The 23,597-nt window shown below is 50.6% G+C and carries 27 protein-coding genes; 20 read left to right on the forward strand and 7 right to left on the reverse strand.

Annotated elements, in window-relative coordinates; all coding sequences use genetic code 11:
• The first annotated feature begins 15 nt into the window (after positions 1–15).
• Positions 16–570: a YqgE/AlgH family protein gene (locus Q0698_RS01965; protein WP_298633193.1), complete on the forward strand. Its 555-nt coding sequence runs from the start codon at positions 16–18 to the stop codon at positions 568–570.
• On the forward strand, positions 567–986 hold the full coding sequence (gene ruvX / locus Q0698_RS01970) for a Holliday junction resolvase RuvX (protein WP_298633194.1): 420 nt from the start codon (positions 567–569) through the stop codon (positions 984–986). Before Q0698_RS01965 ends, ruvX begins: the two co-directional genes overlap by 4 nt.
• On the opposite strand, the gene Q0698_RS01975 is transcribed toward ruvX, so the two are convergent.
• Both Q0698_RS01975 and Q0698_RS01980 read right to left on the reverse strand, forming a co-directional pair.
• Entirely contained in the window at positions 987–2,129 is a 1,143-nt protein-coding gene (locus tag Q0698_RS01975) for a PilT/PilU family type 4a pilus ATPase (protein WP_298633196.1), read from the reverse strand.
• Positions 2,130–2,138: 9 nt separating this feature from the next.
• A complete protein-coding gene (locus tag Q0698_RS01980; RefSeq protein WP_298633198.1) occupies positions 2,139–3,173 on the reverse strand; it encodes a type IV pilus twitching motility protein PilT in 1,035 nt (344 codons plus the stop codon).
• A gap of 20 nt (positions 3,174–3,193) precedes the next feature.
• Between Q0698_RS01980 and Q0698_RS01985 the strand changes: the two genes are divergently transcribed.
• The 11 genes from Q0698_RS01985 (at position 3,194) to ubiD (ending at position 12,796) form a co-directional block, all read left to right on the forward strand.
• Positions 3,194–3,907 (forward strand): YggS family pyridoxal phosphate-dependent enzyme, encoded by a 714-nt coding sequence (locus Q0698_RS01985; RefSeq protein WP_298633199.1) that lies wholly within the window; start codon positions 3,194–3,196, stop codon positions 3,905–3,907.
• On the forward strand, positions 3,904–4,725 hold the full coding sequence (gene proC / locus Q0698_RS01990) for a pyrroline-5-carboxylate reductase (RefSeq protein WP_298633201.1): 822 nt from the start codon (positions 3,904–3,906) through the stop codon (positions 4,723–4,725). Before Q0698_RS01985 ends, proC begins: the two co-directional genes overlap by 4 nt.
• Positions 4,726–4,727: 2 nt before the next feature.
• The gene (locus Q0698_RS01995; RefSeq protein ID WP_298633202.1) at positions 4,728–5,312 is read left to right on the forward strand and encodes a YggT family protein; all 585 of its coding nucleotides are present in this window, start codon (positions 4,728–4,730) and stop codon (positions 5,310–5,312) included.
• 36 nt (positions 5,313–5,348) lie between these two features.
• Positions 5,349–6,479, forward strand: a complete 1,131-nt coding sequence (locus Q0698_RS02000; RefSeq protein ID WP_298633203.1) for a homoserine O-acetyltransferase — start codon at positions 5,349–5,351, stop codon at positions 6,477–6,479.
• A 1-nt stretch (position 6,480) separates the two neighbouring features.
• Entirely contained in the window at positions 6,481–7,080 is a 600-nt protein-coding gene (gene metW, locus Q0698_RS02005) for a methionine biosynthesis protein MetW (protein WP_298633483.1), read from the forward strand.
• Positions 7,081–7,087: 7 nt separating this feature from the next.
• Complete coding sequence (locus Q0698_RS02010) at positions 7,088–7,531, forward strand: DUF4426 domain-containing protein (RefSeq protein ID WP_298633204.1); 444 nt, start codon at positions 7,088–7,090, stop codon at positions 7,529–7,531.
• The gene (gene rdgB / locus Q0698_RS02015) at positions 7,524–8,129 is read left to right on the forward strand and encodes an RdgB/HAM1 family non-canonical purine NTP pyrophosphatase (protein WP_298633206.1); all 606 of its coding nucleotides are present in this window, start codon (positions 7,524–7,526) and stop codon (positions 8,127–8,129) included. Before Q0698_RS02010 ends, rdgB begins: the two co-directional genes overlap by 8 nt.
• The gene (gene hemW, locus Q0698_RS02020; protein WP_298633208.1) at positions 8,122–9,258 is read left to right on the forward strand and encodes a radical SAM family heme chaperone HemW; all 1,137 of its coding nucleotides are present in this window, start codon (positions 8,122–8,124) and stop codon (positions 9,256–9,258) included. Before rdgB ends, hemW begins: the two co-directional genes overlap by 8 nt.
• A 117-nt stretch (positions 9,259–9,375) precedes the next feature.
• On the forward strand, positions 9,376–9,702 hold the full coding sequence (gene trxA / locus Q0698_RS02025) for a thioredoxin TrxA (protein ID WP_298633210.1): 327 nt from the start codon (positions 9,376–9,378) through the stop codon (positions 9,700–9,702).
• A 290-nt stretch (positions 9,703–9,992) separates the two neighbouring features.
• Positions 9,993–11,252, forward strand: a complete 1,260-nt coding sequence (gene rho, locus Q0698_RS02030) for a transcription termination factor Rho (RefSeq protein ID WP_298633211.1) — start codon at positions 9,993–9,995, stop codon at positions 11,250–11,252.
• Positions 11,253–11,335: 83 nt separating this feature from the next.
• On the forward strand, positions 11,336–12,796 hold the full coding sequence (gene ubiD, locus Q0698_RS02035) for a 4-hydroxy-3-polyprenylbenzoate decarboxylase (protein WP_298633213.1): 1,461 nt from the start codon (positions 11,336–11,338) through the stop codon (positions 12,794–12,796).
• 5 nt (positions 12,797–12,801) lie between these two features.
• On the opposite strand, the gene Q0698_RS02040 is transcribed toward ubiD, so the two are convergent.
• From Q0698_RS02040 to Q0698_RS02060, 5 genes are read right to left on the reverse strand one after another with little or no spacing between them, the layout of a single operon-like run.
• A complete protein-coding gene (locus Q0698_RS02040) occupies positions 12,802–13,989 on the reverse strand; it encodes a heme biosynthesis HemY N-terminal domain-containing protein (RefSeq protein WP_298633215.1) in 1,188 nt (395 codons plus the stop codon).
• The gene (locus Q0698_RS02045) at positions 13,986–15,065 is read right to left on the reverse strand and encodes a uroporphyrinogen-III C-methyltransferase (RefSeq protein WP_298633218.1); all 1,080 of its coding nucleotides are present in this window, start codon (positions 15,063–15,065) and stop codon (positions 13,986–13,988) included. Before Q0698_RS02045 ends, Q0698_RS02040 begins: the two co-directional genes overlap by 4 nt.
• A gap of 4 nt (positions 15,066–15,069) precedes the next feature.
• On the reverse strand, positions 15,070–15,804 hold the full coding sequence (locus Q0698_RS02050; RefSeq protein ID WP_298633220.1) for a uroporphyrinogen-III synthase: 735 nt from the start codon (positions 15,802–15,804) through the stop codon (positions 15,070–15,072).
• Positions 15,794–16,717: a hydroxymethylbilane synthase gene (gene hemC, locus Q0698_RS02055; RefSeq protein ID WP_298633222.1), complete on the reverse strand. Its 924-nt coding sequence runs from the start codon at positions 16,715–16,717 to the stop codon at positions 15,794–15,796. The genes Q0698_RS02050 and hemC overlap by 11 nt, the downstream gene beginning before the upstream one ends.
• Before the next feature lie 59 nt (positions 16,718–16,776).
• Positions 16,777–17,502 carry a LytTR family DNA-binding domain-containing protein gene (locus Q0698_RS02060; RefSeq protein ID WP_298633224.1) on the reverse strand — a complete coding sequence of 242 codons (726 nt, stop codon included), beginning with the start codon at positions 17,500–17,502 and terminating at the stop codon, positions 16,777–16,779.
• A 240-nt stretch (positions 17,503–17,742) separates the two neighbouring features.
• Here Q0698_RS02060 and argH point away from each other — a divergent pair, with 240 nt between their 5' ends.
• From argH to Q0698_RS02095, 7 genes are read left to right on the forward strand one after another with little or no spacing between them, the layout of a single operon-like run.
• On the forward strand, positions 17,743–19,134 hold the full coding sequence (gene argH / locus Q0698_RS02065; RefSeq protein WP_298633226.1) for an argininosuccinate lyase: 1,392 nt from the start codon (positions 17,743–17,745) through the stop codon (positions 19,132–19,134).
• Positions 19,135–19,146: 12 nt separating this feature from the next.
• Positions 19,147–19,266 carry a lipoprotein gene (locus tag Q0698_RS02070; RefSeq protein ID WP_298633228.1) on the forward strand — a complete coding sequence of 40 codons (120 nt, stop codon included), beginning with the start codon at positions 19,147–19,149 and terminating at the stop codon, positions 19,264–19,266.
• 9 nt (positions 19,267–19,275) lie between these two features.
• On the forward strand, positions 19,276–20,517 hold the full coding sequence (gene lysA, locus Q0698_RS02075) for a diaminopimelate decarboxylase (protein WP_298633230.1): 1,242 nt from the start codon (positions 19,276–19,278) through the stop codon (positions 20,515–20,517).
• Between the two features lie 2 nt (positions 20,518–20,519).
• The gene (gene dapF / locus Q0698_RS02080) at positions 20,520–21,347 is read left to right on the forward strand and encodes a diaminopimelate epimerase (protein WP_298633232.1); all 828 of its coding nucleotides are present in this window, start codon (positions 20,520–20,522) and stop codon (positions 21,345–21,347) included.
• Positions 21,344–22,024, forward strand: a complete 681-nt coding sequence (locus Q0698_RS02085) for a DUF484 family protein (protein ID WP_298633233.1) — start codon at positions 21,344–21,346, stop codon at positions 22,022–22,024. Before dapF ends, Q0698_RS02085 begins: the two co-directional genes overlap by 4 nt.
• Complete coding sequence (locus Q0698_RS02090) at positions 22,017–22,892, forward strand: tyrosine recombinase XerC (RefSeq protein ID WP_298633235.1); 876 nt, start codon at positions 22,017–22,019, stop codon at positions 22,890–22,892. Before Q0698_RS02085 ends, Q0698_RS02090 begins: the two co-directional genes overlap by 8 nt.
• A complete protein-coding gene (locus Q0698_RS02095; protein WP_298633237.1) occupies positions 22,889–23,584 on the forward strand; it encodes an HAD family hydrolase in 696 nt (231 codons plus the stop codon). Before Q0698_RS02090 ends, Q0698_RS02095 begins: the two co-directional genes overlap by 4 nt.
• Positions 23,585–23,597: the final 13 nt, after the last annotated feature.

Here is a 23,597-nt window from a genome sequence, read left to right on the forward strand (position 1 = left end):
TTAGCAGGTAACAGTATGAAAAACTCTTTAGCACAACAGTTTTTAGTTGCGACGCCGAAAATTAGTGACGGTATTTTCCAAGACGCCCTAGTACTGGTCTGTGAACACAATGACGATGGCGCATTTGGCTTGATAATCAATAAACCATCCAGCCATAATCTTGGCGAGCTATTGGTCGACCTCGACTTGTCTGCAGACAACAAAAGTGCCGAAAAACCTGTCTACCAGGGTGGGCCGTTGGGACTTGAGCGCGGCTTTATCCTCCACTCGGGAGGTAAGAATTGGGAGCACACTATCGATCTTGGCAAAGAGGTGTTTCTCACCACCAGCCAAACTATTTTGGAAGATATTTCTCGTAACCTAGGTCCTCGCCAATCCCTAGTGATATTAGGCTATGCTAGTTGGGAGGCTGGGCAGCTCGAGGCCGAAATCCTTGCCGATGACTGGATGTGCCTACCACTGAGTCGCCAAGTACTATTTAACACCCGCTCTAGTGAACGGCGCAAACGCGCCGAAGCGCTTCTCGGGATTGACCTCAACCTGCTAATGAGCAACAAACCTATCCAATGAGCAACCAACTCGTACTCGCCTTCGATTTTGGCATGCGCTCCATCGGCTGTGCCGTAGGTCAGACTATTTCCGGGACTGCGAGCGAACTGAAACCCCTCAGTGCAGTGAACGGCGCCCCACATTGGGCGGAAATGGAAGCATTAATTAATGAATGGCAGCCACACACTCTAATAGTGGGGTTGCCATTAAACATGGATGGCTCAGAATCTGAGATGTGTCAGTCTGCTAGACGCTTTGGCAACCGTCTCAACGGGCGATTTAAGCTTCCTGTTGAAATGGCAGATGAACGCCTTACCACACGCGAAGCGAAGCACGAGGCACATTTAAGGGGCCGTAGGGGTAGCTACAAAACAAACCCCGTTGACTCTATCGCCGCCCGAATGATTCTAGAGGGCTGGCTAAGCAAACAACACTAATCAGAATCGGTTGTTTTTATCATCCGTATGGAGAAGGCTGAATTCACTGGCAGCCGAATTAAGATCTTCCGCGCTCGATTCGGATTGCAGTTTGATTAGTAGACGAAGGTCATTCGGACTATCCGCACACGCAAGCGCATCTTCATAAGTAATCTCGCCTTGATCATAGAGGTCAAACAAAGCTTGATCGAATGTCTGCATTCCCAATTCACGAGACTTACTCATCACGGGCTTGAGTTCAGCTACCTCACCCTTACGTATTAGATCTGCTACTAATGGTGTGTTTAACAACACCTCAAGCGCGGCGCGACGCCCCCCACCATCGGGGGTAGGAATTAACTGCTGCGCCACAATCCCACGTAGGTTTAGACTCAAATCCATCCACAGCTGACTGTGTCGGTCTGCGGGGAAAAAGTGCAATATTCGATCTAACGCTTGGTTCGCATTGTTAGCGTGAAGCGTAGCTAGACACAAATGACCTGTCTCGGCAAATGCAATAGCATGATCCATCGTTTCGCGAGAGCGAATCTCACCAATCATAATAACGTCAGGCGCCTGTCGGAGCGTGTTCTTTAGCGCTACTTCGTATGACTCGGTATCAATTCCTACTTCGCGCTGAGTCACGATGCAGCCTTTGTGCGGATGGACGAATTCAATAGGATCTTCAATTGAAATAATATGACCATGGGAGTTTTCATTTCGATGGCCAATCATCGCAGCCAATGAGGTCGACTTACCTGTTCCGGTGGCTCCCACAAAGATAACTAGGCCACGCTTGGTCATGGCCAGATCTTTGATCACTGATGGTAAGCTAAGTCCCGCTACCGAGGGTATCTCGGTTTCGATACGCCGAAGCACCATGCCCACATCGTTACGCTGATAAAAAGCGCTAACTCGAAAACGGCCAATATTATCTCTGGCAATAGCGAAATTAAGCTCACGATGCTCGAGGAACTCCTCGCGCTGCTCTTGATTCATCACACTGAGAACCAGCGCTTTGGACTGCTCGGCAGATAGGATCTGTTTGGCAATCGGTGATAACTTACCGTTTAATTTAACCGACGGCGCACAACCCGAAGTTATGAAAAGATCCGAGGCCTTTTTCTTTGTCATGTAGGCCAACATGCGATCAAATTCTGTCATACTTCCACCTTAGAAATTTTCCGGCACTTTGGCTTTTTCTCGAGCATTTTCGCGAGTAATCAAATTACGCGCTACTAAGTCCTGTAAACCCTGATCTAAGGTCTGCATTCCAACTGAGCCACCAGTTTGAATAGCTGAATACATCTGGGCGATTTTGTCTTCACGAATTAGATTTCGAATGGCAGGTGTGCCACGCATAATTTCATGACAAGCTACTCGCCCACCGCCGACTTTCTTCAGCAATGTTTGTGAAACAACCGCCTGTAGTGATTCAGATAACATTGAACGAACCATCGATTTTTCTTCGGCTGGGAACACATCCACAATTCGGTCAATGGTTTTGGCAGCAGAGCTCGTGTGCAGGGTTCCGAAGACCATGTGTCCGGTCTCCGCTGCGGTAAGTGCTAAGCGAATAGTTTCTAGATCACGCATCTCACCAACTAGAATAATATCGGGATCTTCTCGTAATGCCGATCTAAGCGCTTCATTGAAGCCTAAGGTATCGCGGTGAACTTCTCGCTGGTTCACCAAGCATTTCTTCGATTGGTGAACAAATTCGATAGGATCCTCAATCGTGAGAATATGCTCGTACTTATTATCATTAATATAGTCGAGCATTGCGGCTAGGGTAGTTGATTTTCCTGAGCCCGTGGGCCCCGTCACCAAACAAATACCGCGGGGAATCATGGAGATATCACGGAAAACCTGACCCATGCCTAAGTCTTCCATGGTTAATACCTTAGAGGGAATCGTACGAAATACCGCACCCGATCCGCGATTATGATTAAACGCATTAACACGGAATCGTGCCACGCCTGGCACTTCAAAGGAAAAGTCAGTTTCCAGAAATTCTTCAAAATCCTTGCGCTGCTTGTCATTCATAATTTCATAGATCAAACTATGAACTGCTTTATGATCCATTGGCGGAAGATTAATACGGCGTACATCGCCGTCCACACGAATCATTGGCGGCAAACCTGCCGAAAGGTGTAAATCAGATGCCCCTTGCTTATTGGAAAAGGCGAGGAGTTCAGTAATGTCCATTGATAAAGACGCCCTAAATTATGACTATGATTGCCACCAATATAGCCACTGTGAGGCATCGAGTACAACTTGCATCACAAAATAGCGGTCGAAAAGACGACGCAGTCCTCATTCTGGCCGTCAGTAAGACGAAACCGCAAAGCGCTATTCGCGAGGCAGCGGCTTGCGAGCAGACCCACTTTGGCGAAAACTACGTGCAGGAATTTGTCGAAAAGGTTGATGCGTTAGCTGCACTTGAACTCTGCTGGCACTTCATAGGCCCGCTTCAGAGCAACAAAACTCGTCCGGTAGCGGAACGAGCGGATTGGGTCCATACCGTCGACCGAAAGAAGATTGCCACGCGACTCAACGATCAACGTCCAGATCACATGCTCCCGCTTAATGTCTGCATTCAGGTTAATATCGACAACGAGGCATCGAAAGCCGGCGTGGATAAAAACGAACTTGGCTCGCTTGTGGAGCACATCATGGCGCTTGAAGCGCTAACGCTGCGCGGCCTCATGGCGATCCCGACCGCTAAAGCGAGTGCAAAACACACACAAGACAGTTTTAATCGCCTCAGCCAGCTGCTGAAGCAACTCCAGCAACATTTCCCGGACCACGCTCCGCAGCTAGACACTCTCTCCATGGGAATGTCCGCAGATCTTGAACTGGCGATTAACGCGGGGAGCACTATGGTTCGAGTCGGCACCGATATATTTGGTGCACGTGATTACCCAGGGGATAACGCATGAATAAAATCGTTTTTATCGGTGCCGGCAATATGAGTGGTGCCATTATCGAGGGAATGCTCTCGGCAGGTATTCCCCCAACAACGCTATGGGCAACCAACCGGAGTGAACACAAACGCGCGCAATGGGCAGCCAAAGGCCTGAATACCAGCGCGGATAACATGACGGCCGTAGCGGGAGCCAGTGTTGTAGTACTAGGTGTTAAACCAGTACATATGAATGACCTGCTCGCCGCGCTCGCCGCGAATATCCCAGAGAATGCACTGGTGATTACTGTCGCCGCTGGCGTGCCGCTTAAGAACTATGAGCACTTTCTCCCCAACAATGCCATTTGCCGTGTCATGCCGAATACCCCATGCCTGGTCAAGACAGGCGTTTCGGGCGTGTTTTATAGTAGTAACTGTAGCGAGGAAGATCGTTCAACGGTTGCCCAGCTATTCCACCCACTTGGCCTAGTTCACACCTGCCAAACCGAAGCGGAGATTGACTCAGTTATCGCGGCAGCGGGCTCCGCTCCCGCCTATTTCTTTCTCTTCATGGAGGCGATGATTAATGCAGCAATTTCCCAGGGGCTACGCCCCGAAGACGCGGCGGCTATGGTTAAGCAAACTGCGCTAGGCGCCGCGCGCATGGCCATAAGCAGTGAAGATGAGCCTGCTGAGCTGCGCCGCAAGGTAACGAGTCCAGGGGGCACCACCGCGCAGGCCATTGACCGTTTTACTTCGGAAAATCTGCACGGCATCGTTGCTTCAGCCATGATAGACTGCAGACAACGAGCCCACGAAATGGCCGAGTTGTTTCAACTAAAGCACGGAGAATAACCATGTCCTTCGCAGACATCATTACCCTAATTGTTCATACGCTAGGTACGCTCTTCATCGGCTTAGTCGTAGTTCGCTTGCTGATGCAATTAGCTAAAGCGGACTATTACAACCCGCTGGCACAAACTGTGATGACTGCGACGAGCCCGCTGCTTACCCCGTTGCGCCGACTGATCCCGCCGCTAGGGCCTGTTGACTCTGCCTCGGTTGTGTTAGCACTCGTGCTGACCTTAGTCATGGGCTGCGTGGTCAGCCTAGTCAATGGAATCGGTTTAGATTTCGCGAAGCAAATTGCTTGGGCGGCCATTGCTCTGCCGTTACTTATCGTGAAAATGCTCTGGTGGATTCTCTTAATCACCGTCATTCTCAGCTGGATCCCTGCTACTCATAGCCATCCTGCCGCTCAGTTGGTAATGCAAATAGGCCATGGAATAACCGCGCCAATCCGCCGGCTGATGCCTGCTACCGGCGGGATAGACCTCAGTCCAATCATCGCCTTTTTGATCATCATTATTGGTGAAGGGCTACTCTATAATGTGGCATCAGGCGTTGGAATGATCGGTGGCGTGTTTGGCTGGATCCGCTAGACAAATACTTCGATAGCACTCATTTAAGGCTAAGCTTTGGCTACTCAATCCCTAATTGTTCACGATCAGTTCTTCGAGCATAACGACGTATTAGAGCTCGCCAATGGTGGTAAGTTAGAGAGTTATCGTCTCGCCGTGCAGACCTACGGCGAACTTAACGCGTCAGCTAGCAACGCTATTTTGATTTGTCACGCACTGACCGGTAACCAACATGTTACGGGAAAGTATTCTGCCGAGGATGATAAATCCGGATGGTGGAGTGACTACGTAGGGCCCGGCAAAGCTATTGATACCAACCAATTCTTCGTCGTAGGTGTCAATAATATCGGCGGCTGCAATGGTAGTACCGGGCCAGCGAGTTTAAACTCCGCAACGAGCGAGCCCTGGGCAGAGCAATTCCCGAGCCTTCGTGTTCGTGATTGGGTTAAGTGCCAACATTGGCTGATGGGCCAACTCGGTATTTCCCAATGGGCCGCAGTCGTCGGTGGAAGCTTAGGCGGCATGCAAGCCATGCGCTGGTGTGTGGACTACCCCGATGCACTACGCCACTGCATTGTTATCGCTTCTGCTAGCCACCTCACAGCACAGAATATCGCGTTTAATGAATTGGCTCGTCAGGCGATAAAAGCCGATCCGTCGTTTCATCATGGTCAGTTCAAAGCTAAAGGCGCTAAGCCTGAAACCGGCGTGGCGCTCGCGCGTATGATTGGTCACGTGACTTACCTTTCTGGCGACGGAATGAATCAGCGATTCGGCCGTGAACTCCGCAAGGGTAGCTTTGCGCTGGGACAGGGTGATGATATCCAATTCCAGGTGGAGAGCTACCTACAACATCAGGGCAGTGGCTTCGCTAATCGATTCGACGCCAATAGCTATGTCTTGCTAACTCGCGTCCTCGACTTCTTCGATTTAGCTCGAGATTTCAACAATCAACTCGAACAGGCGTTTGCCGCAACCAATGCGAAGTTCCTCGTGTTGGCGTTTTCCACTGATTGGCGTTTTTCTCCCAAACGCTCGGAGGAAATTGTTGACGCACTGATCAAAGCTGGTAAGAACGTTAGCTATGCCGAGATACAGTCAGATAAGGGCCACGACGCCTTTTTAATTCCGAATTCGCGGTACGAAGCTATTCTATCTGCCTATATGAAGAGGGTTTTGCATGACTAATATTCGTCGTGATTTCGCTCTGGTGGGCGAATGGCTAAACAGCGGCTCTCGAGTTTTGGATCTTGGCTGTGGCGACGGTTTGCTCCTTCAATTTCTCCACCAGCAGAAGCAAATTCACGGACTTGGGCTCGAGATCGATGAGCAAAATATTCAACAGTGTATTGAGCGTGGGATTTCGGTCATTGAACAGGACCTCAACAAAGGACTTTCGCGCTTTGACAATGAAAGCTTCGATGCCGTCGTAATGACTCAGGCATTGCAGGCAGTTAATCGTCCAGATAAGTTGGTCGCGGATATGCTGCGCGTTGGCAAACGTTGCATCATTACCTTTCCCAACTTCGGCCATTGGCGTCCTAGGCTATACTTAGCGTTAAAGGGGCGAATGCCAGTATCGGACTATATGCCTTACTCTTGGTACGACACGCCTAACATTCACTTCTTTACCGTGAGTGACTTTGAAGACTTTTGTCGCGAAAACAACTATCGAATTTCGGCCAAAGCAATGATATCAGGTGATGGCGCCACAAAAACCGGCGGCATACTATCCCGACTCTGGCCTAACTTTTTCGCTGAGACAGCGCTTTACCAACTGGAACGTTGAGATAACTATGATTCGAATTTTTTTACTCTTACTGTGCTTCGTCTCGGCTCCGACACTAGCCCAAAACAAACTCTATAGCGATGGCAATGGTATTCGTATCTACCATACCCTGTTCAACTCGCAGATGATGGACGCAAGCTCCGCGAATGCGCTCGGCTTGGTGCGCGCGCCTAATATGGCAACGTTGACCGTTGCCTTGACTAAGCCTGAAGGCGTCGACCAATTTTCACTGGGAAAACCTGGTCTATTACGTGCTCATATTCTTAACATTCTAGGGCAGCGGACCGAACTCGAATTTACACCCATAAATGAAGGCGAAGTCACCTACTATATTGCCCAGATTCGCTACACCGACCGAGAGACGCTTCGCGTGTTTATCCTAGCGGGCTTCGACGATGGCAGTCGAGGTGAGGCTACCTTCCATCAACAGATGTACATCGAAGATGAGTAAACTCGTACTCGCGAGCAGCAACCAAGGGAAGCTCGCTGAACTCAATCGCCAATTAGAGCATCGCGGGATTACCGTGATTTCTCAGGGTGAATTAAACATTCCCGATGCGGTTGAAGATGGTCTGAGTTTTGTCGAGAATGCCATCAAGAAAGCTCGCCATGCCGCGAAACTTAGCGGTCTCCCAGCCCTTGCTGACGACTCTGGTATTGCGGTTGATGCACTCGGTGGTAAGCCAGGTATTTATTCCGCTCGCTATGCCGACAACCAGGGTGATGAAGCAAACAATCGGAAGCTACTCCTTGCCATGGCAGACAAGACTCAGCGCAGCGCACGCTTCCATTGTTGCCTAGTCCTCATGCGTCACGCAGAGGATCCTACGCCCGTTATCTGTAATGGGGTTTGGGAAGGAAGGATCTTAACAGCACCTCAGGGCAGGAATGGTTTTGGCTATGATCCTGTGTTTTTGCCAAGCGGCTCCGATAGAGCCGCTGCCGAGTATAGCTCGGAGGAGAAAATGACAACGAGTCATCGCGCTCAAGCCCTTGCCCTACTGAATGACTTTTTAAACACTCATCCGGAGTGGCTGACCGGTGGCTAGCCCTAGCAGGGCAATCTATGTCCATTTGCCGTGGTGTGTCCGCAAGTGCCCCTATTGTGATTTCAATTCCCACCAACGCGATCCCAATGCCATCCCTGAAGACGAATATATCAACGCGCTAATTAAGGACATTGAGGCCGAGAAAAGCCTCCTTGGCAGGCTCTCATCCCATTCTGTTTTTTTTGGTGGCGGAACGCCCAGCCTGTTTTCTGCGAACGGCATTGCACGGATCTTATCAGCCTTAAATGACGCCTTCCCTTTTACCACGGATGCTGAGATTACACTGGAAGCGAACCCCGGCACGTTCGAGCAAGCAAAGTTCCGAGGCTATGCTCAAGCTGGAGTGAATCGTTTATCGCTGGGCATTCAATCCTTTGATGATGATAAACTCGCTGCGCTCGGTCGAATTCACGGCTCACTCGAGGCCAAGAGAGCGATTGGCTCGGCTCGAGAAGTGGGGTTCGATAATTTTAATATTGATATCATGCATGGTCTGCCGCAACAGAGTGTTGACGAAGCTCTCGCCGATTTAGCCTGTGCCGCCGAGTTCGCGCCTTCCCATCTATCGTGGTATCAGCTAACAATCGAGACGAATACCGCCTTCTATTCCAATCCGCCTGTGCTTCCAGATATTGACGCCTTAGACGATATTGAAGTAGCAGGCTTTGAGTTGCTGCAGTCCCATGGGTTTGAACAATATGAAGTCTCCGCTTGGGCCAGAGATGGTGCAGTCTCACGACACAACTTAAGCTACTGGAACTACGAAGATTACATTGGTTTGGGAGCTGGCGCTCACGGAAAATACAGCCAAGGTAATGCAGTGCGACGGCGACAGAAGACTCGTCGCCCTGAGGACTATATGACTCATCTTAAGGTTAAGGACTTCGAAGTACCGAGTGGAGATAAAGTCTTTGAGTTTTTCCTAAACCGCCTTCGGCTGTTCTCTCCAGTTACCCAGCTTCAGTTTGAACAAACGACCGGCACCGCCTTCGAAACCATCAGCGATAAACTTCGCCTACTCAAGGATCAAGGCCTGATTACCTTAAACCCCAAAGGCTTTGAGTTAACCTATCGCGGACAGCGATTTCTAAATCACGTGCAGTCTCAGTTCCTCCCGGAGAATGAATAGCACGAGTAGAATTAGGTATAAATATCTTTTTACAGGGGGTTGAAAAAGCCCTGCTCAACCCTCACATTTAAGCTAAATGAATTTGGGAGCTAAACTCCCTCTATTGGAGACTATTTCATGAGCGAGCACATTGTTAACGTCAGCGACGCATCATTTGAGAATGATGTACTAAATTCTTCAGCGCCAGTATTGGTCGACTACTGGGCAGAGTGGTGTGGCCCATGCAAGATGATTGCTCCCGTTCTGAACGACATTGCGGATGAATTTGTGGGCCGCGTAACGGTTGCGAAGGTAGATATTGAAGCAAATCCAGAGACGCCAGCGAAATTTGGCATCCGAGGCATTCCCACGCTAATGATTTTCAAAAACGGTGAGATCGCCGCAACGAAAGTAGGCGCAGTGTCTAAAGCGCAGCTAGCGCAATTCATCGAAGAAAATCTGTAACCGCTAAAGCCGACTCATTAAACGAGTCGGCTTTTTCCACTTGCAATCTAGCGGGTCAATGACTCAGTAGTCCGTTGATAATCACCGTCACATTAGAGTGTTATAAGATTTTTTCTCTTTAACCTTTCATATTTAGCGTTGCGTGTTTATACTGAGGTTCAGCATTAAGATTTAGCAGTGCTGTTAACCATCCCTTCGGGATCCCAAAACCACCTTTTTAACGCTTCCTTGTTTTCGACAGACCTGTCGATGTTAGCCGTTTCTAACAACTCAAAAAAAATAGTAAGCCTATGAATCTAACTGAAATGAAACAAAAGCCGATTGCCGAGCTTTTAGATATTGCCGCAGAAATGGGGCTCGATCATCTTGCTCGTTCTCGCAAGCAGGACATTATTTTCTCGATCCTGAAACGCCACGCAAAAGGTGGTGAAGACATCTACGGTGACGGTGTCTTGGAGATTCTCCAGGATGGCTTCGGCTTTCTTCGCTCAGCTGAAGGCTCGTACCTATCGGGGCCGGACGACATTTACGTCTCCCCTAGTCAGATTCGTCGATTTAATTTGCGAACTGGTGATGCCATTGCAGGCAAGATCCGCCCACCGAAAGATGGCGAGCGCTACTTCGCGCTGTTGAAAGTTGCTGAGATTAATTTCGATAAGCCGGAAAATTCTCGCAACAAAATTCTCTTTGAAAACCTGACTCCACTGTTCCCAGATGATCGTTTAAAACTCGAAGCGGGTAATGGCTCATCCGAGGACTTAACGGGTCGAATCATTGATCTCGTTAGCCCGATTGGTAAAGGCCAGCGTGGACTGATTGTTGCACCGCCGAAGGCGGGTAAGACCATCATGATGCAGAATATCGCGCAATCTATCATTCGCAATAACCCTGAAGCACACATCATGGTTCTGTTGATTGACGAGCGACCTGAAGAAGTAACTGAAATGCAGCGTTCCGTGCGCGGCGAGGTGATTGCCTCAACCTTCGATGAGCCACCAGCTCGTCACGTACAGGTAGCAGAAATGGTCATCGAGCGTGCCAAGCGCTTAGTTGAGCATAAAAAGGATGTCGTCATTCTCCTTGATTCAATCACTCGTTTAGCCCGAGCCTATAACACTATTGTTCCAAGCTCAGGTAAAGTCTTAACCGGTGGTGTTGATGCCCACGCACTTGAACGTCCAAAGCGTTTCTTCGGTGCAGCACGTAATATCGAGCACGGTGGATCATTAACCATTATTGCTACCGCATTGGTCGATACCGGCTCAAAGATGGACGAAGTTATTTTCGAGGAATTTAAAGGTACGGGTAACATGGAGCTTCACCTTGATCGTAAGATCGCCGAGAAGCGCGTCTACCCCGCTATCAACATTCGTCGTTCAGGCACTCGTCGTGAAGATCTTTTGATGAAGGAAGATGAACTCCAGCGCGTTTGGATTCTCCGCAAGCTACTCCACGATATGGAAGACCTTCCGGCCGCTGAATTCTTAATCAGCCGACTTAAAGACTTTAAGACCAATGATGAATTCTTCATGTCGATGAAGCGAAAATAGACATGAAACTTAACGGAGCCTAATGGCTCCGTTTTTTCATCTGCCAAACAATCCAATTAGCATCAACTCAACGTAGAAAAGCCATGTATAAAGACTTACGTGAATTCATCGATTATCTCGAATCCTGCGGCCAGCTTAAGCGCATTAGCCACCCCGTTGACCCCGTCTTAGAAATGACGGAGATCTGTGATCGAACCCTAAAGGCTAAAGGCCCTGCACTGCTATTTGAAAACCCAGTAGGCTATGATACTCCAGTGCTCGGAAATCTCTTTGGTACACCCCAACGTGTGGCAATGGGCATGGGTACTGACGACACTGCCAAACTCAGAGAGATTGGCGAGATCCTTGCGTACCTTCGCCAACCTGAACCCCCTAAGGGTTTTAAAGATCTCGTTGATAAGGCTCCGCTACTCAAAAAATTAATGAATATGGGCCCTAAGACAGTGCGCAAACCTGCCTGTCAGCAAGTGGTATTGGATGAAGTTGATCTAGATCTCCTGCCTATCCAAACCTGCTGGCCAGGCGACGCGGGACCGCTAGTGACTTGGCCGTTGGTCATCACTCGCGGACCGGAGAAAGAGCGCCAAAACCTGGGCATTTATCGCATGCAGAAGATCGGCAAGAACAAGCTGATCATGCGCTGGTTGGCTCACCGTGGCGGCGCACTGGATTACCAAGAGTTTCAGCGTATTAACCCAGGCAAGCCTTATCCGGTTGCGGTCGCACTGGGTGCCGATCCCGCAACGATACTGGGCGCCGTGACACCCGTTCCTGACTCGCTATCAGAGTACGCTTTCGCGGGCCTGCTTCGTAACTCCAAAACCGAAGTTGCGAAGGCACTACTCTCCGACCTGTCAGTTCCAGCGAGTGCTGAATTCGTCCTAGAGGGATTCTTGTATCCCGATGAAATGGCTGACGAGGGCCCCTTCGGCGACCACACTGGCTACTATAATGAGGTTGAGTCTTTCCCAGTGTTCACGGTTGAAAAGATTACCCACCGTAAAGACCCCATTTACCATAGTACCTACACCGGACGACCACCTGATGAGCCAGCCATCTTAGGGGTGGCACTCAACGAAGTCTTCGTGCCCTTATTCCAGAAACAGTTTCCCGAAGTCGTCGACTTTTACCTGCCTCCCGAAGGTTGCTCTTACCGTATGGCGGTGGTCAGTATCAAGAAAGGCTACGCTGGGCATGCGAAGCGAGTAATGCTAGGGGTGTGGAGCTACCTGCGTCAGTTCATGTACACCAAGTTCATTATCGTTGTGGATGATGATATTGATGCGCGTAACTGGGAGGATGTGGTGTGGGCCATGACCACTCGTATGGACCCGGCTAGAGATATGACCATCATTGAAAATACGCCAATCGATTATCTCGATTTTGCGTCACCGGTTTCGGGACTTGGTTCCAAGGTAGGCATGGATGCTACTAACAAGTGGCCGGGGGAGACCACGCGAGAGTGGGGTGAACCTATTGAAATGGACCAACAAGTGAAACAGCGCGTTGATGACATTTGGGCCGATTTAGGCATTGACGACTGAAACGATTAACGTTGAGCAAGCGCCACTAAAGCGCTTCGCTCAATTTCGGTCGCTCCGTTTTCATCCTTTAGCTTCCGCAGTACCGAGGCCAACTCTAGTGCCACAGTAGCGCTCATCGTCAGTGCTATGGCCCGCTGGTAGTAATCCTTCGCCTGCCCCCATAACTCAGCTGAGCAACTCAATCTAGCGAGCGCAATAAGTGCAGTTCGATCGGTTCGATCTAGTCCCTGTAGTTTCTTCAATTGCTTCATCGCATCACTGCCCTTAAGCTGCCCGTAGGACTCAATCATGACATCAGGAGACTGACTGCTTAAGAGCGGACGAAGTAGCTTCTCTGCATCGGCTTCGGCAGAGAGTCTCTTTAAGATGGAGGCATAGTGAGCGGCCAAGCCTGCATTGCGGCGATCTTGCTTGGTGAGTGAATCCCAGATAGCGGCCAAGGCGCTATTATCCGTGTGTCCTTTCTCAATATCGTTCATTGCTCTATCCAACTGTCCGGCCGCCGCAGCGAGACGAAAAGATTCGAGCTTAGTGGTATCAAAAACGCCGTACTTCTCCAGCTTGGGAAGCAATTGGTAAAGCGCTGAGAAATCCTTCAACTCCTCATAGGCGATAGCAAGTAATCGCAGAGCGGAGTTATTATTCGCATTCTCCAGGCGCTGCAAAATGGCGATACTCTGTTCCCAGTGACCTTGTTGCTGATAAATCTCTGCCTGCACCATGATAATGGCAGCCTGTGCAGTTCCATCCGCTAATTGGGCTTCTTCAAGTAATTCAAGGGCCCGATCATTCTCACCCAAATATTGCGAAGATCGGGCGGCTAGGAGGTAGTTCAGCATCGGGGAGTCAACATTGCCAACAGATGCTAGGAGCTGCTGTCGAGCTTTGCCAAAATCACCCATTAGATAGGCCAGAAAGCCTCGATTAGTTCTCCTCGTAGCACGCGTCTTAGTGCCCGCGAGTAGTTGCTTCCTAGCCCATCGACCCGGCATCCAAAGGATGGCGATCACTCGAACCAGTAGCAAAATACCGACCATGGCTAATAGCAGTATGCCAACAGCAGTGACCATTGACATCTGCACCATCAGCTCGCCGCGCGCCAGGGCGACATAGCCGGGATCTTCCAATGCCCACATTGCTAACAGCGTGCCAGAAATACCGGCTATCATTAGCCAGATAATGAGTCGCTTCACGGTGATTGCTCCTCCGTGTCTTGTTGCGCGCCAAGACGGAAGCGCTGTAACGCCTCCTCGGCCGCTCCAATATCAAGCTGACTAATAGAAATAGCTTGCTGTCGCAACGCTAATAGCTCGGTACTGAATGCTCGGCGCTCCGGACTATCAGAGAAATGAAGTTGCAGCCAACTATCAGCACGTTCGAGATTTGCTCTCCAAAGCGACTCATTTTGCTGTAGCAGAGCTAATAAAGATTCCTCTAGCATCAGTTCAAGATTTCGACTCACGAAATAGCGTTCTTCGGGAGCCAGTATCGGGGAGACCGATCGATCAAACTCACGGATATCCACCAGCGCAATAATGCGATCGAAGGTACTTATATCGGCTGATAGCTCAGGCTCTGATTGCTCGGCAACTAGAATCTCAGGCTTCAGCTCCAAGTACTCAATCACACTCGAGAGCGCGCGCACCCTAGCAAACACACCCGCCGTATCTATTTCCGCTGCCGCATTCACCGCCATAAGATCACGCGCCAAAGCTGCTCGCACAGGCTGTAGGTCGAGGTTGTTAATTTCTTGAAGCTGTCGATCAGCCGAACCCAGGAGGGCTCTTGCGCCCTGGACGTCGTTGCTAAGCAAAATGCGCTCTCGTGCCATCCGTAACAGAAATTCAAGTTCCTCTAGCTGCCACACCAAACGATCTGCACTACTGACACCCTTGAGGTCAGACTCAACCCGATTGATTTGCTCTTGCAGTACCGTTAAGTCGTCTAGTGCTCGCTCTAATTGCGTCTGTCGGTCAGCGAGAATATCGAGCGTCTTTTCCGCGCCGTCAAGTTGGGAACGAAGTACCTCATTCGAAGCTTCTACCTGATGGATTTCAGCGGTGATGGCTTGGTGCTCGACAAAACGCTCTTGCCAAACCCAGAATACAAATAGTGCAACGATAATAATCATGAGCAAGTTAAAGCGGGCAAGTAATGAGCCGCGCGAAGTCGCCTTTGCTTCCTTAGCGGGCTTCTGCTGCTTCGCCTCAACCGCTTTCTTTTGCGGCTCCTCGGCTTGAACTTTTTCAGCGGTTAGTTTATCCGACATTCCCTTACCCCTTCGCACCACACCAGGCGGTGACTAGATCTTTTTCTGCAGCCGAAACTGCCTCGATTACACTGCAAAAGCCCAACGACAACGCCATTAAGGCTGCCCGTTCACCCGGGACCACTAAAGTGGGAGCCTGTGCTATCTTGCCATCAAATAGCGTAGCGAGCTCTCTCAAAGCCTGGGTACTTGATACAAAGATACCATCCAATGACGAATTAATCAGCCGCTGTATCGCAGCTTCGCCTGCTCGGCTTTGCCGTTGGTAGCGCTCCAAATACTCCACCCTAGCTCCGCGCGCTTCTAATGCCTCACGAAGCAACTCTCTGCCGCCCTCTCCGCGAACGATTAACCAACGCTGATCTAACACATCCTGCAGCGCCTCCTGAGCAAGCAAGCCTTCGGTAGTGGCTGGATTAGCAGTTAAGACATCGTGGCCGGCGGCGCTAATCAGTGCCGCGGAGCCTTTGCCCATTGCGCACCAGTGCTGGCGAGTGGGCCACTGTGGCCAAAACTGCTCAAAATGCGGCAACGCTAACTGAATAGCAGTTTGACTAACAAAAACGACTCCTGCGTACTCGTCCAAAGACATGACCTGAGTACGCCCCTCTGGGCTAAGCGGAAGCTCGGTGATGGCGAAAAGCGGCTCATGGAACCAATCGACCTCAACGCCGCTCAATGTGGACTCGGCAAAGTCTACGAGCTTAGTGTTCCAAAGGCGCGGCCGTTTAGTCACCATAGACTGCCGCCAAGAGTTCACCGGCGCCTTGTTCCAGTAGCGCCTCAGCAACCTGAATGCCTAGCGCTTCTGGATCCGTTCCTCGGCCCTCGGCACGAAGCAGTGTGCTGCCGTCAAGGCTGCCGACTCTGCCACGCAGCCAAATCTGATCACCTTCCCAGATGGCATAACAGGCAATGGGAACTTGGCAACCACCCTCAAGATGACGATTAAGCGAACGCTCAGCCAAGACACAGGGAGCGGTGACAGCGCAATTTAAGACGCTGAGATAGCTCCTAGTCTGTTGATCATTACTGCGCAATTCAATACCGACGGCACCTTGCCCTCCAGCAGGAAGGCTCAATTCAATATCAATGTGTTCGGCAATTCGATTATCGAACCCCAAGCGTTTAAGGCCTGCGGCAGCAAGAATGATGGCATCAAATTGACCGTCGTCCAGCTTCGCCAACCTGGTATTCACATTCCCTCGCAGGTCCTTAATCACCAAATCAGGGCGAGCGAACTTCAACTGACAGCTACGGCGAAGTGAGCTGGTGCCTACCACCGCTCCTTCTGGCAGTTCATTGAGGGATTGGTAGGTATTCGAAACAAAGGCGTCGCGGGGGTCTTCACGCTCACAGATTACTCCCAGTTCTAGGCCACCTGGAAAGTGCATGGGTACGTCTTTCATAGAGTGAACCGCAATGTCGGCGCGTTGCTCCAACATCGCAACCTCGAGCTCTTTCACAAAGAGGCCTTTTCCACCAATTTTGGCAAGCGGGGTATCAAGGATTTGATCACCCTTGGTAGTCATACCAAGAAGTTCTACTGAGAGATCCGAATACGCAGTTAATAGCGCATCTTGGACATAATTCGCCTGCCAGAGTGCAAGCGCACTCTCACGGGTAGCAATGACGATGGCATGATTGGGCATGTTGATTCCACATTCAAAAAATTATTGTGGGAATTATAGTAACACGAGGATATTAACATCTACATCGAAGACAGGCGCTTTCGCACTTCACTTAAGTGACGACGGGAGACCACAGGTCCACCCTCAATACCCTGGAGCTCAACCTGATACTGACCAGAATTTAACCGTTTAAGTCCCATAACGTGCTCAATCGTGACCAGTGAGTTGCGGTGAACCCGCAGCAACGCATCGCTGTACTCAGTTTCGAGGTGCCGTAATGCTTCATCAAGGACACGTTCGCCATCCTCGGTCACGGCCATGACATATTTTTGGTCGGCGTAGAAATATCGGACGTCTTCGATAGGTAACACGGTTAAGCCGCGGCGACTCTTAATGGTGAGGAACCGACGCTCGCCATTGGGCGTTGCTGCCGAGCGCAGGGCCCGACTCCCCTTAGAAACCTTAGCTAACGCGTCTCGAAGGAGATCTGGCCGAACTGGCTTCAACAGATAACCATCGCCTCCAGAACGAAAGGCTTCGAGTGCATGTGATTCGTAAGCACTGGAAAAGATCACCGCTGGCGGGCAAGGCAAATCACTCAACTCGCGCGCCCAGTCCAACCCGCTGGTTCCGGGCAAGCGAATATCAAGAATGATAACCTCTGGCTGTAGGCGTTCATAAAGTTCTCGCGCTTCAACAACATTCACCGCCTCGCCGACGAGCAGCATCCCGCCAACTTGCTCAGCAATATGCTTAAAATGTTTGCGACTCAACGCTTCATCATCAACGATGATCGTTCGCAACATAGGTTTTCCTTCCTAAAGTTGTCCCAAAACGGCCACAATGACCGTTCATTGCACTAAACCGTGCCGACTAGAACTCTTAGACTAGTAAAGCTGGCGTGCTTTGCACAATTAATTTGCCAATTTTACTCGCTACTATGCCGAAACAGATCAGCTTCTATTCCCTACGTGGATTGCAGGACTGGGCGTCCCGACCTAATATACCCTAAGAATTTTCTATTTTTAGTTATAGCAGGCATTGAAATGAGTCAAAACAAACTTTGGGGCGGACGTTTTCAAGAACCTACGGATGAATTTGTAGAGCGATTCACCGCATCAATAACTTTTGATCAACGCCTTTATCGACAAGACATTCGTGGCAGCTTAGCCCATGCGGCAATGCTAGAAAAAGCAGGCATCCTCAATGTCGACGAGCTGACTGATATTCAACGTGGCCTTCAGGAGATTGAAAGCGAAATTGAGGCTGGCAAATTCGACTGGTCAGTAGGCCTCGAAGACGTGCATATGAATATCGAAGCCGCACTAACCGAGCGCATCGGCATCACCGGAAAAAAACTTCACACCGGCCGCTCGCGCAATGATCAAGTTGCTACCGACATTCGTCTGTGGTTACGCGACGAAATAGACCGGATTGAGCAGCAGTGTATCCGAGCGCAGGCCGGCATTATTCAGCTAGCGGCGCAGGAAGCCGAGACGATTATGCCTGGCTTTACCCATCTACAAACCGCTCAACCCGTCACCTTCGGCCACCATCTTCTAGCTTGGTACGAGATGCTGAAACGTGACCACTCACGTCTCATTGACTGTCGCAAGCGTTTAAATGAATCACCGTTAGGCGCGGCGGCACTGGCAGGTACAACCTATCCAATTCAACGTCAGCTTACGAGTGATATGCTGGGCTTCGACCGTCCTACCGCCAACAGCCTAGATTCTGTTTCTGATCGCGATTTTGCTATCGAGTTTTGTTCGGCTGCGGCCCTCTGCCTAACTCACCTTTCAAGGATGTCAGAGGAGTTGGTAATTTGGACCTCGGCGCAGTTTAACTTTGTTAAACTACCCGATCGCTTTTGCACTGGCTCGTCCATTATGCCGCAGAAGAAGAACCCTGATGTTCCGGAGCTAATTCGTGGCAAGACTGGACGAATGAATGGTCACCTTATTGCACTATTAACCTTGATGAAGAGCCAGCCACTGGCTTACAACAAGGACAATCAGGAAGATAAAGAGCCGCTCTTTGATGCCGTTGACACGTTACACGACTGCCTACGTGCCTTCGCCGATATGGTGCCTGCAATTCAGGCCAACAAGGATGAAATGCGCAATGCCGCACTAAAGGGTTTCGCCACTGCCACAGACTTAGCGGACTACCTTGTAGTGAAGGGGATGCCATTCCGCGACGCTCACGAGGTGGTTGGTAAAGCCGTAGCGTTTGGGGTAGATCAACAGCGCGATCTCAGCGAAATGAGTCTCGAGGAGCTACAGGGTTTCAGCGAGACCATCGGCGCCGACGTATTTGAAGTTCTCACGCTAGAGGGCTCGGTCGCCGCAAGAGATCATTTAGGTGGAACCGCACCCAATCAGGTGCGCGCTGCAGCAGAGCGCGCGCTTACTCACTTACAGTCATTTTCAGCGTAAGGCAGGCTCATTATGTTAAATCATCGTATCGTTGCTGTTCTCATTCTTCTAGGCCTGTTAGCGGCCTGTGGCCAAAAGGGCCCGCTCTACCTTCCTGAGGAAGATGCTAGTCAGCCCGCTTTAGAGGATTAAGCTAGCACTATGTCAGCTGTAAATCGCAATTTCTCGCCAACGATAATTCGTGAAGCCGCGAACTCCTTTGGCACGCCGCTATATCTCTATGACGAGGCGGCTATCCGCAACGCTTTTTTACACTGGCACCAAGCACCTTCAAAACACTCGGTGCTGACCTGCTATGCGGTAAAGGCCAACTCAAACATTGCGATACTGCAACTTTTGAGTCGTTTAGGCGCTGGCTTTGACATCGTTTCGCAGGGTGAACTCGAGCGTGTTCTGCACGCGGGTGGCAAGCCGGAGCGAATTGTTTTCTCTGGCGTAGGCAAGTCGAGTGAGGCCATTGCCCGCGCCCTTGAGGTAGGCATCAAATGTTTCAACGTAGAATCCATTCGCGAGCTAGACCACATTAATACGGTTGCCGCGGAGAAGGAAACCAAAGCCAAAGTCTCGTTGCGTATTAATCCAGACGTTGACGCGAAAACCCACCCCTATATCTCAACTGGCCTGAAAGCTAACAAGTTTGGTATTAGCCATGAAGAGGCGGTTACGGCATATCAGTATGCCTGTTCGCTACCTCAGTTAGAGGTCATCGGTATCGATTGTCATATCGGCTCGCAAATCACCGAGCTAGAGCCCTTTTTAGCCTCGCTCGATAAGTTACTTGTGCTCATCGACCAACTCGCTGACGTTGGTATTGATATCCGCCACTTAGACTTAGGCGGTGGTCTGGGAATTTGCTATACCAACGAGCAAGTGCCATCAGCCGAGAGTTACATCGCAGCCGTTAGCGATAAATTAGCTAATCGTGAATTGGAAATTGTTTTTGAGCCCGGGCGCTCCATTGTCGCCAACGCAGGAATCTTAATTACCGAAGTTATTCTCAGCAAAGAAAACACCGGTAAGCACTTCGCGATTGTTGATGCCGCCATGAATGATTTGATGCGGCCGGCTTTGTACCAAGGTCACCATCACATTGATGTGGTTGCAGGCCCGCGTAAGCTTGAGGCTAGTGAACACTGTTGGGATATCGTTGGCCCCGTGTGCGAAACCGGCGACTTTTTAGGACTAAATCGGCAGCTGAGCATCGCTGAGCGAGATTTACTTGTAATTCACTCGGCAGGTGCTTATGGTTTTACCATGTCGAGCAACTACAACAGCCGCCCACGGTGCGCCGAGGTATTGTTGCGCGAAGATCAGCTCGTTGAAATACGTAGCCGCGAAGTGATTACTGATCTCTTTGCCCACGAGCACCTACTAGCGGAGTAATTATGCTGTTGAAATTTACCAAGATGCATGGTCTTGGCAACGACTTTATCGTTGTTGATGCAGTGAGTCAGCGCGTGCGCCTGACCAACCAACAAATTGCTCAGCTTGGTGATCGTCACTTCGGCATCGGCTGCGACCAGTTGCTGATCGTCGAGGCGCCTAGCCGCCCGGAAATGGACTTTAAATACCGTATTTTCAATGGCGATGGCTCTGAAGTTGAGCACTGTGGTAACGGCGCTCGCTGCTTCGCCAAGTTCGTTCGCGACCAGCGCCTCATCCATCGCGACACCATCCATGTAGAAACTAAATCCCGCGATTTAACGTTAACGATTCGCGACGACGGTCAGATTCGTGTCGACATGGGCGCCCCGTCGTTCGAACCCGCTGAACTCAAGCTTGATCGCGACAAAGCAGCCGTGTACTCGCTCAAAGGCGGGGATCGCCACTTCAAAGTCTCTGCGGTATCCATGGGCAACCCCCATATCGTCACCCGAGTCAGCCAGGCCGAGCGCTACCCCGTTGAAAAGTATGGTCGAATACTCACCAAGCATCGCGCCTTCGCTGAAGGAGTGAATGTCAGCTTCGCTGAATTTATTGATCGCCAAACTATTCGCTTACGCGTGTACGAGCGCGGCGCCGGTGAAACGCTCGCCTGTGGAACGGGGGCCTGCGCCACAGCTGTCACCGCAATCCGTAATGACTGGTGTGACACAAAGGTGAATTTATTACTAAAAGGTGGCACACTCGAAGTTGAGTGGGACGGTAATGATGGATCTGTATTCATGACTGGCCCAGCAACTACCGTATTTAGTGGGCAAATAAGAATATGACCATCGAAAAGGTCGAAGATACACCCTTAACTCCTGAGGCCGTGCGCAATTACTTGCGCTCAAACCCTGAATTCTTTCTCGAGAATGCAGAACTCTTGAACACCTTGAAGGTACCGCACCAGAGTGGCGGCGCTATTTCTTTACTCGAACATCAAGTTCATGTGTTACGGGACCGAAATAAGGACTTTCACACTCGCTTAGATAGCCTCCTAGAGCGCGCGCGTGATAATGATCATAAGTTTCAACAAACTCGTCGCTTTGTTCTCAGTGCTCTGGAGTCACAGGATCTAGCCGAACTGAGTGATGCCGTAGAGCGAAGCCTGTACGATGACTTCGGTGTGGAGGCCTGTTCGTTGATTCTGTTTTCCGAAACACCTATAGATGGTTGTCGAGCGGAGCGGGTGATTGATGCGAATCGATACGTGGGTACCATCCTTACCAGCCAGAAGGCTATTTGTGGCGAATTTCCAGCCAACGAGATGAATTGGCTGTTCCGGCGAAACGGTATTCGTTCAGCCGCCATTGCTCCTTTACAACAACTTCAGTTATTAGGCGTCCTCGCGGTGGGTCACAGTGACCCTAACTTCTACCGGAACGGAATGGGGACACTGTTCCTCAATTATGTGGGTGAAGTACTACAACGGCTCATTCCTGAGCTAACGAATCGCCGTGCATAAGGCGGTTGCCCAGTGGGTTGAGCATTTGACGGTCGAGCGTCGCCTCAGCCCACACACCATTAGTAGCTATCGCCGTGATATACAGCGTTTCATTGACGATGAACCACAGCCTTTAGAAAAAACCCTAGCCGTGAGTTCGTTGCGAGCGCAAATTGCCAACATGTCGCGAGCCGGCCTTGCTACGCGCTCGATTGCCCGAGCACTTTCGAGTTTACAGACTTTTGTGAAGTGGGCTCGTCAGCATGGACTGCTATCCGAAGATTTTGCCTTACCTGCGCTCAAGCGCCCAAAACTGCCGAAACCTCTGCCGAAGGTTCTGGATGTAGACGCTACCGTGGCAGCAGTAGTAGTAGCCGGGGATGAGGATGCGGATTTACGCGATCGTGCCCTGCTCGAACTGCTTTACAGTAGCGGCCTTCGCCTGGCGGAGCTTGCCGGCCTTAACGTCAGTGATGTCAACCTCCCGCGACAGCAGCTAAAGGTCTTAGGCAAGGGCTCCAAGGAGCGGATTATCCCGTTTGGTTCGCATGCAAAAAAGGCCCTGCAACGATGGATTGTACGTCGTCAGCTGGCGCCGAGCTCAGCCCTATTTATTAACTTGCAGTCCAACGCTAGGTTAAGTCATCGGGGTATTCAGTATATCGTGGAAAAGCGCGGTCAACAGGCGGGCTTAGACGTTCGACTACACCCTCACCTGCTACGCCACGCGTTTGCGTCGCACCTTCTAGAAGGGTCGGGAGATCTGCGCGCCGTGCAGGAGCTTTTGGGCCATGAAAACATTAGCACCACCCAGGTGTATACTCACTTAAACTTCCAACATTTAACCGCGGTGTACGACCAAGCACACCCTAGGGCCAAGAAAAAATGAACAACATTAAGCTCGTCGCCTTTGACTTAGACGATACGCTTTGGGACGGGGCTGATGTCCTGAATCGCGCTGAAGAGACCACCTTCAATTGGATTCAAGCGCAGCATCCTGATATAGCCGCCTGCTGGTCTATTGAAACCCTCAATGAGTTGCGCAAGTCAGTCATTGCTCCGCAGATAGATTACGCTCTGCAGCTCACCGATTCACGTCAACGTAGCTTCGCCTCGGCCGCCGCCCAGGTGGGTTACAACCACGAGGACGCACACCAATTTGCCGAGGCGGCCATTGAAGTATTCATGCGCGCCCGCACGGAAGTAGTGTTGTTTCCTGAGGTAGAAGCTCTCATGGATTTGTTAGCTCCCGACTTTAAGCTAGCGGCCATCAGTAATGGTAATTGCCGTGTTGAGGAGACAGCTATCGGCAAATACTTCAACATATCAGTAAGCGCTGAGGGGATCGGCGCAGCTAAACCAGAGATAGGGATGCTCAGTCACTGCCAAGAGAACTATGCGCTGAGTCCCAGCGAGTGTGTGTTAGTGGGCGATAGCGATTTCTATGATGGCCAAGCCGCCAGAGCCGCTGGATGGCACTTCATTCATTATGACATCAACGGTCTACCGCTTCAGGGAACCATCAACAATTTAGCTCAACTACCGGATGCCTTAGCAAAACTCAACAGCGCGAACGCTTAGAATACGTTGTCTC

The organism is uncultured Umboniibacter sp. (genome assembly GCF_947497555.1).
In the GTDB taxonomy this organism is placed as follows: Bacteria; Pseudomonadota; Gammaproteobacteria; order Pseudomonadales; family DSM-25080; genus Umboniibacter.

Bases quoted from the DNA above. Each gene is read 5' to 3' on its own strand.
- Q0698_RS02095 (WP_298633237.1), top strand. From the start codon at position 22,889: ATGAACAACATTAAGCTCGTCGCCTTTGACTTAGACGATACGCTTTGG.
- Q0698_RS01985 (WP_298633199.1), top strand. From the start codon at position 3,194: ATGACTATGATTGCCACCAATATAGCCACTGTGAGGCATCGAGTACAA.
- Q0698_RS01975 (WP_298633196.1), bottom strand. From the start codon at position 2,129: ATGACAGAATTTGATCGCATGTTGGCCTACATGACAAAGAAAAAGGCC.
- Q0698_RS02060 (WP_298633224.1), bottom strand. From the start codon at position 17,502: ATGTTGCGAACGATCATCGTTGATGATGAAGCGTTGAGTCGCAAACAT.
- ubiD (WP_298633213.1), top strand. From the start codon at position 11,336: ATGTATAAAGACTTACGTGAATTCATCGATTATCTCGAATCCTGCGGC.
- Q0698_RS02050 (WP_298633220.1), bottom strand. From the start codon at position 15,804: ATGGTGACTAAACGGCCGCGCCTTTGGAACACTAAGCTCGTAGACTTT.
- argH (WP_298633226.1), top strand. From the start codon at position 17,743: ATGAGTCAAAACAAACTTTGGGGCGGACGTTTTCAAGAACCTACGGAT.
- Q0698_RS02070 (WP_298633228.1), top strand. From the start codon at position 19,147: ATGTTAAATCATCGTATCGTTGCTGTTCTCATTCTTCTAGGCCTGTTA.
- rho (WP_298633211.1), top strand. From the start codon at position 9,993: ATGAATCTAACTGAAATGAAACAAAAGCCGATTGCCGAGCTTTTAGAT.
- rdgB (WP_298633206.1), top strand. From the start codon at position 7,524: ATGAGTAAACTCGTACTCGCGAGCAGCAACCAAGGGAAGCTCGCTGAA.
- trxA (WP_298633210.1), top strand. From the start codon at position 9,376: ATGAGCGAGCACATTGTTAACGTCAGCGACGCATCATTTGAGAATGAT.
- hemC (WP_298633222.1), bottom strand. From the start codon at position 16,717: ATGCCCAATCATGCCATCGTCATTGCTACCCGTGAGAGTGCGCTTGCA.
- Q0698_RS01980 (WP_298633198.1), bottom strand. From the start codon at position 3,173: ATGGACATTACTGAACTCCTCGCCTTTTCCAATAAGCAAGGGGCATCT.
- ruvX (WP_298633194.1), top strand. From the start codon at position 567: ATGAGCAACCAACTCGTACTCGCCTTCGATTTTGGCATGCGCTCCATC.
- Q0698_RS01965 (WP_298633193.1), top strand. From the start codon at position 16: ATGAAAAACTCTTTAGCACAACAGTTTTTAGTTGCGACGCCGAAAATT.
- proC (WP_298633201.1), top strand. From the start codon at position 3,904: ATGAATAAAATCGTTTTTATCGGTGCCGGCAATATGAGTGGTGCCATT.
- Q0698_RS02045 (WP_298633218.1), bottom strand. From the start codon at position 15,065: ATGTCGGATAAACTAACCGCTGAAAAAGTTCAAGCCGAGGAGCCGCAA.
- Q0698_RS02085 (WP_298633233.1), top strand. From the start codon at position 21,344: ATGACCATCGAAAAGGTCGAAGATACACCCTTAACTCCTGAGGCCGTG.
- lysA (WP_298633230.1), top strand. From the start codon at position 19,276: ATGTCAGCTGTAAATCGCAATTTCTCGCCAACGATAATTCGTGAAGCC.
- Q0698_RS02010 (WP_298633204.1), top strand. From the start codon at position 7,088: ATGATTCGAATTTTTTTACTCTTACTGTGCTTCGTCTCGGCTCCGACA.
- dapF (WP_298633232.1), top strand. From the start codon at position 20,520: ATGCTGTTGAAATTTACCAAGATGCATGGTCTTGGCAACGACTTTATC.
- Q0698_RS01995 (WP_298633202.1), top strand. From the start codon at position 4,728: ATGTCCTTCGCAGACATCATTACCCTAATTGTTCATACGCTAGGTACG.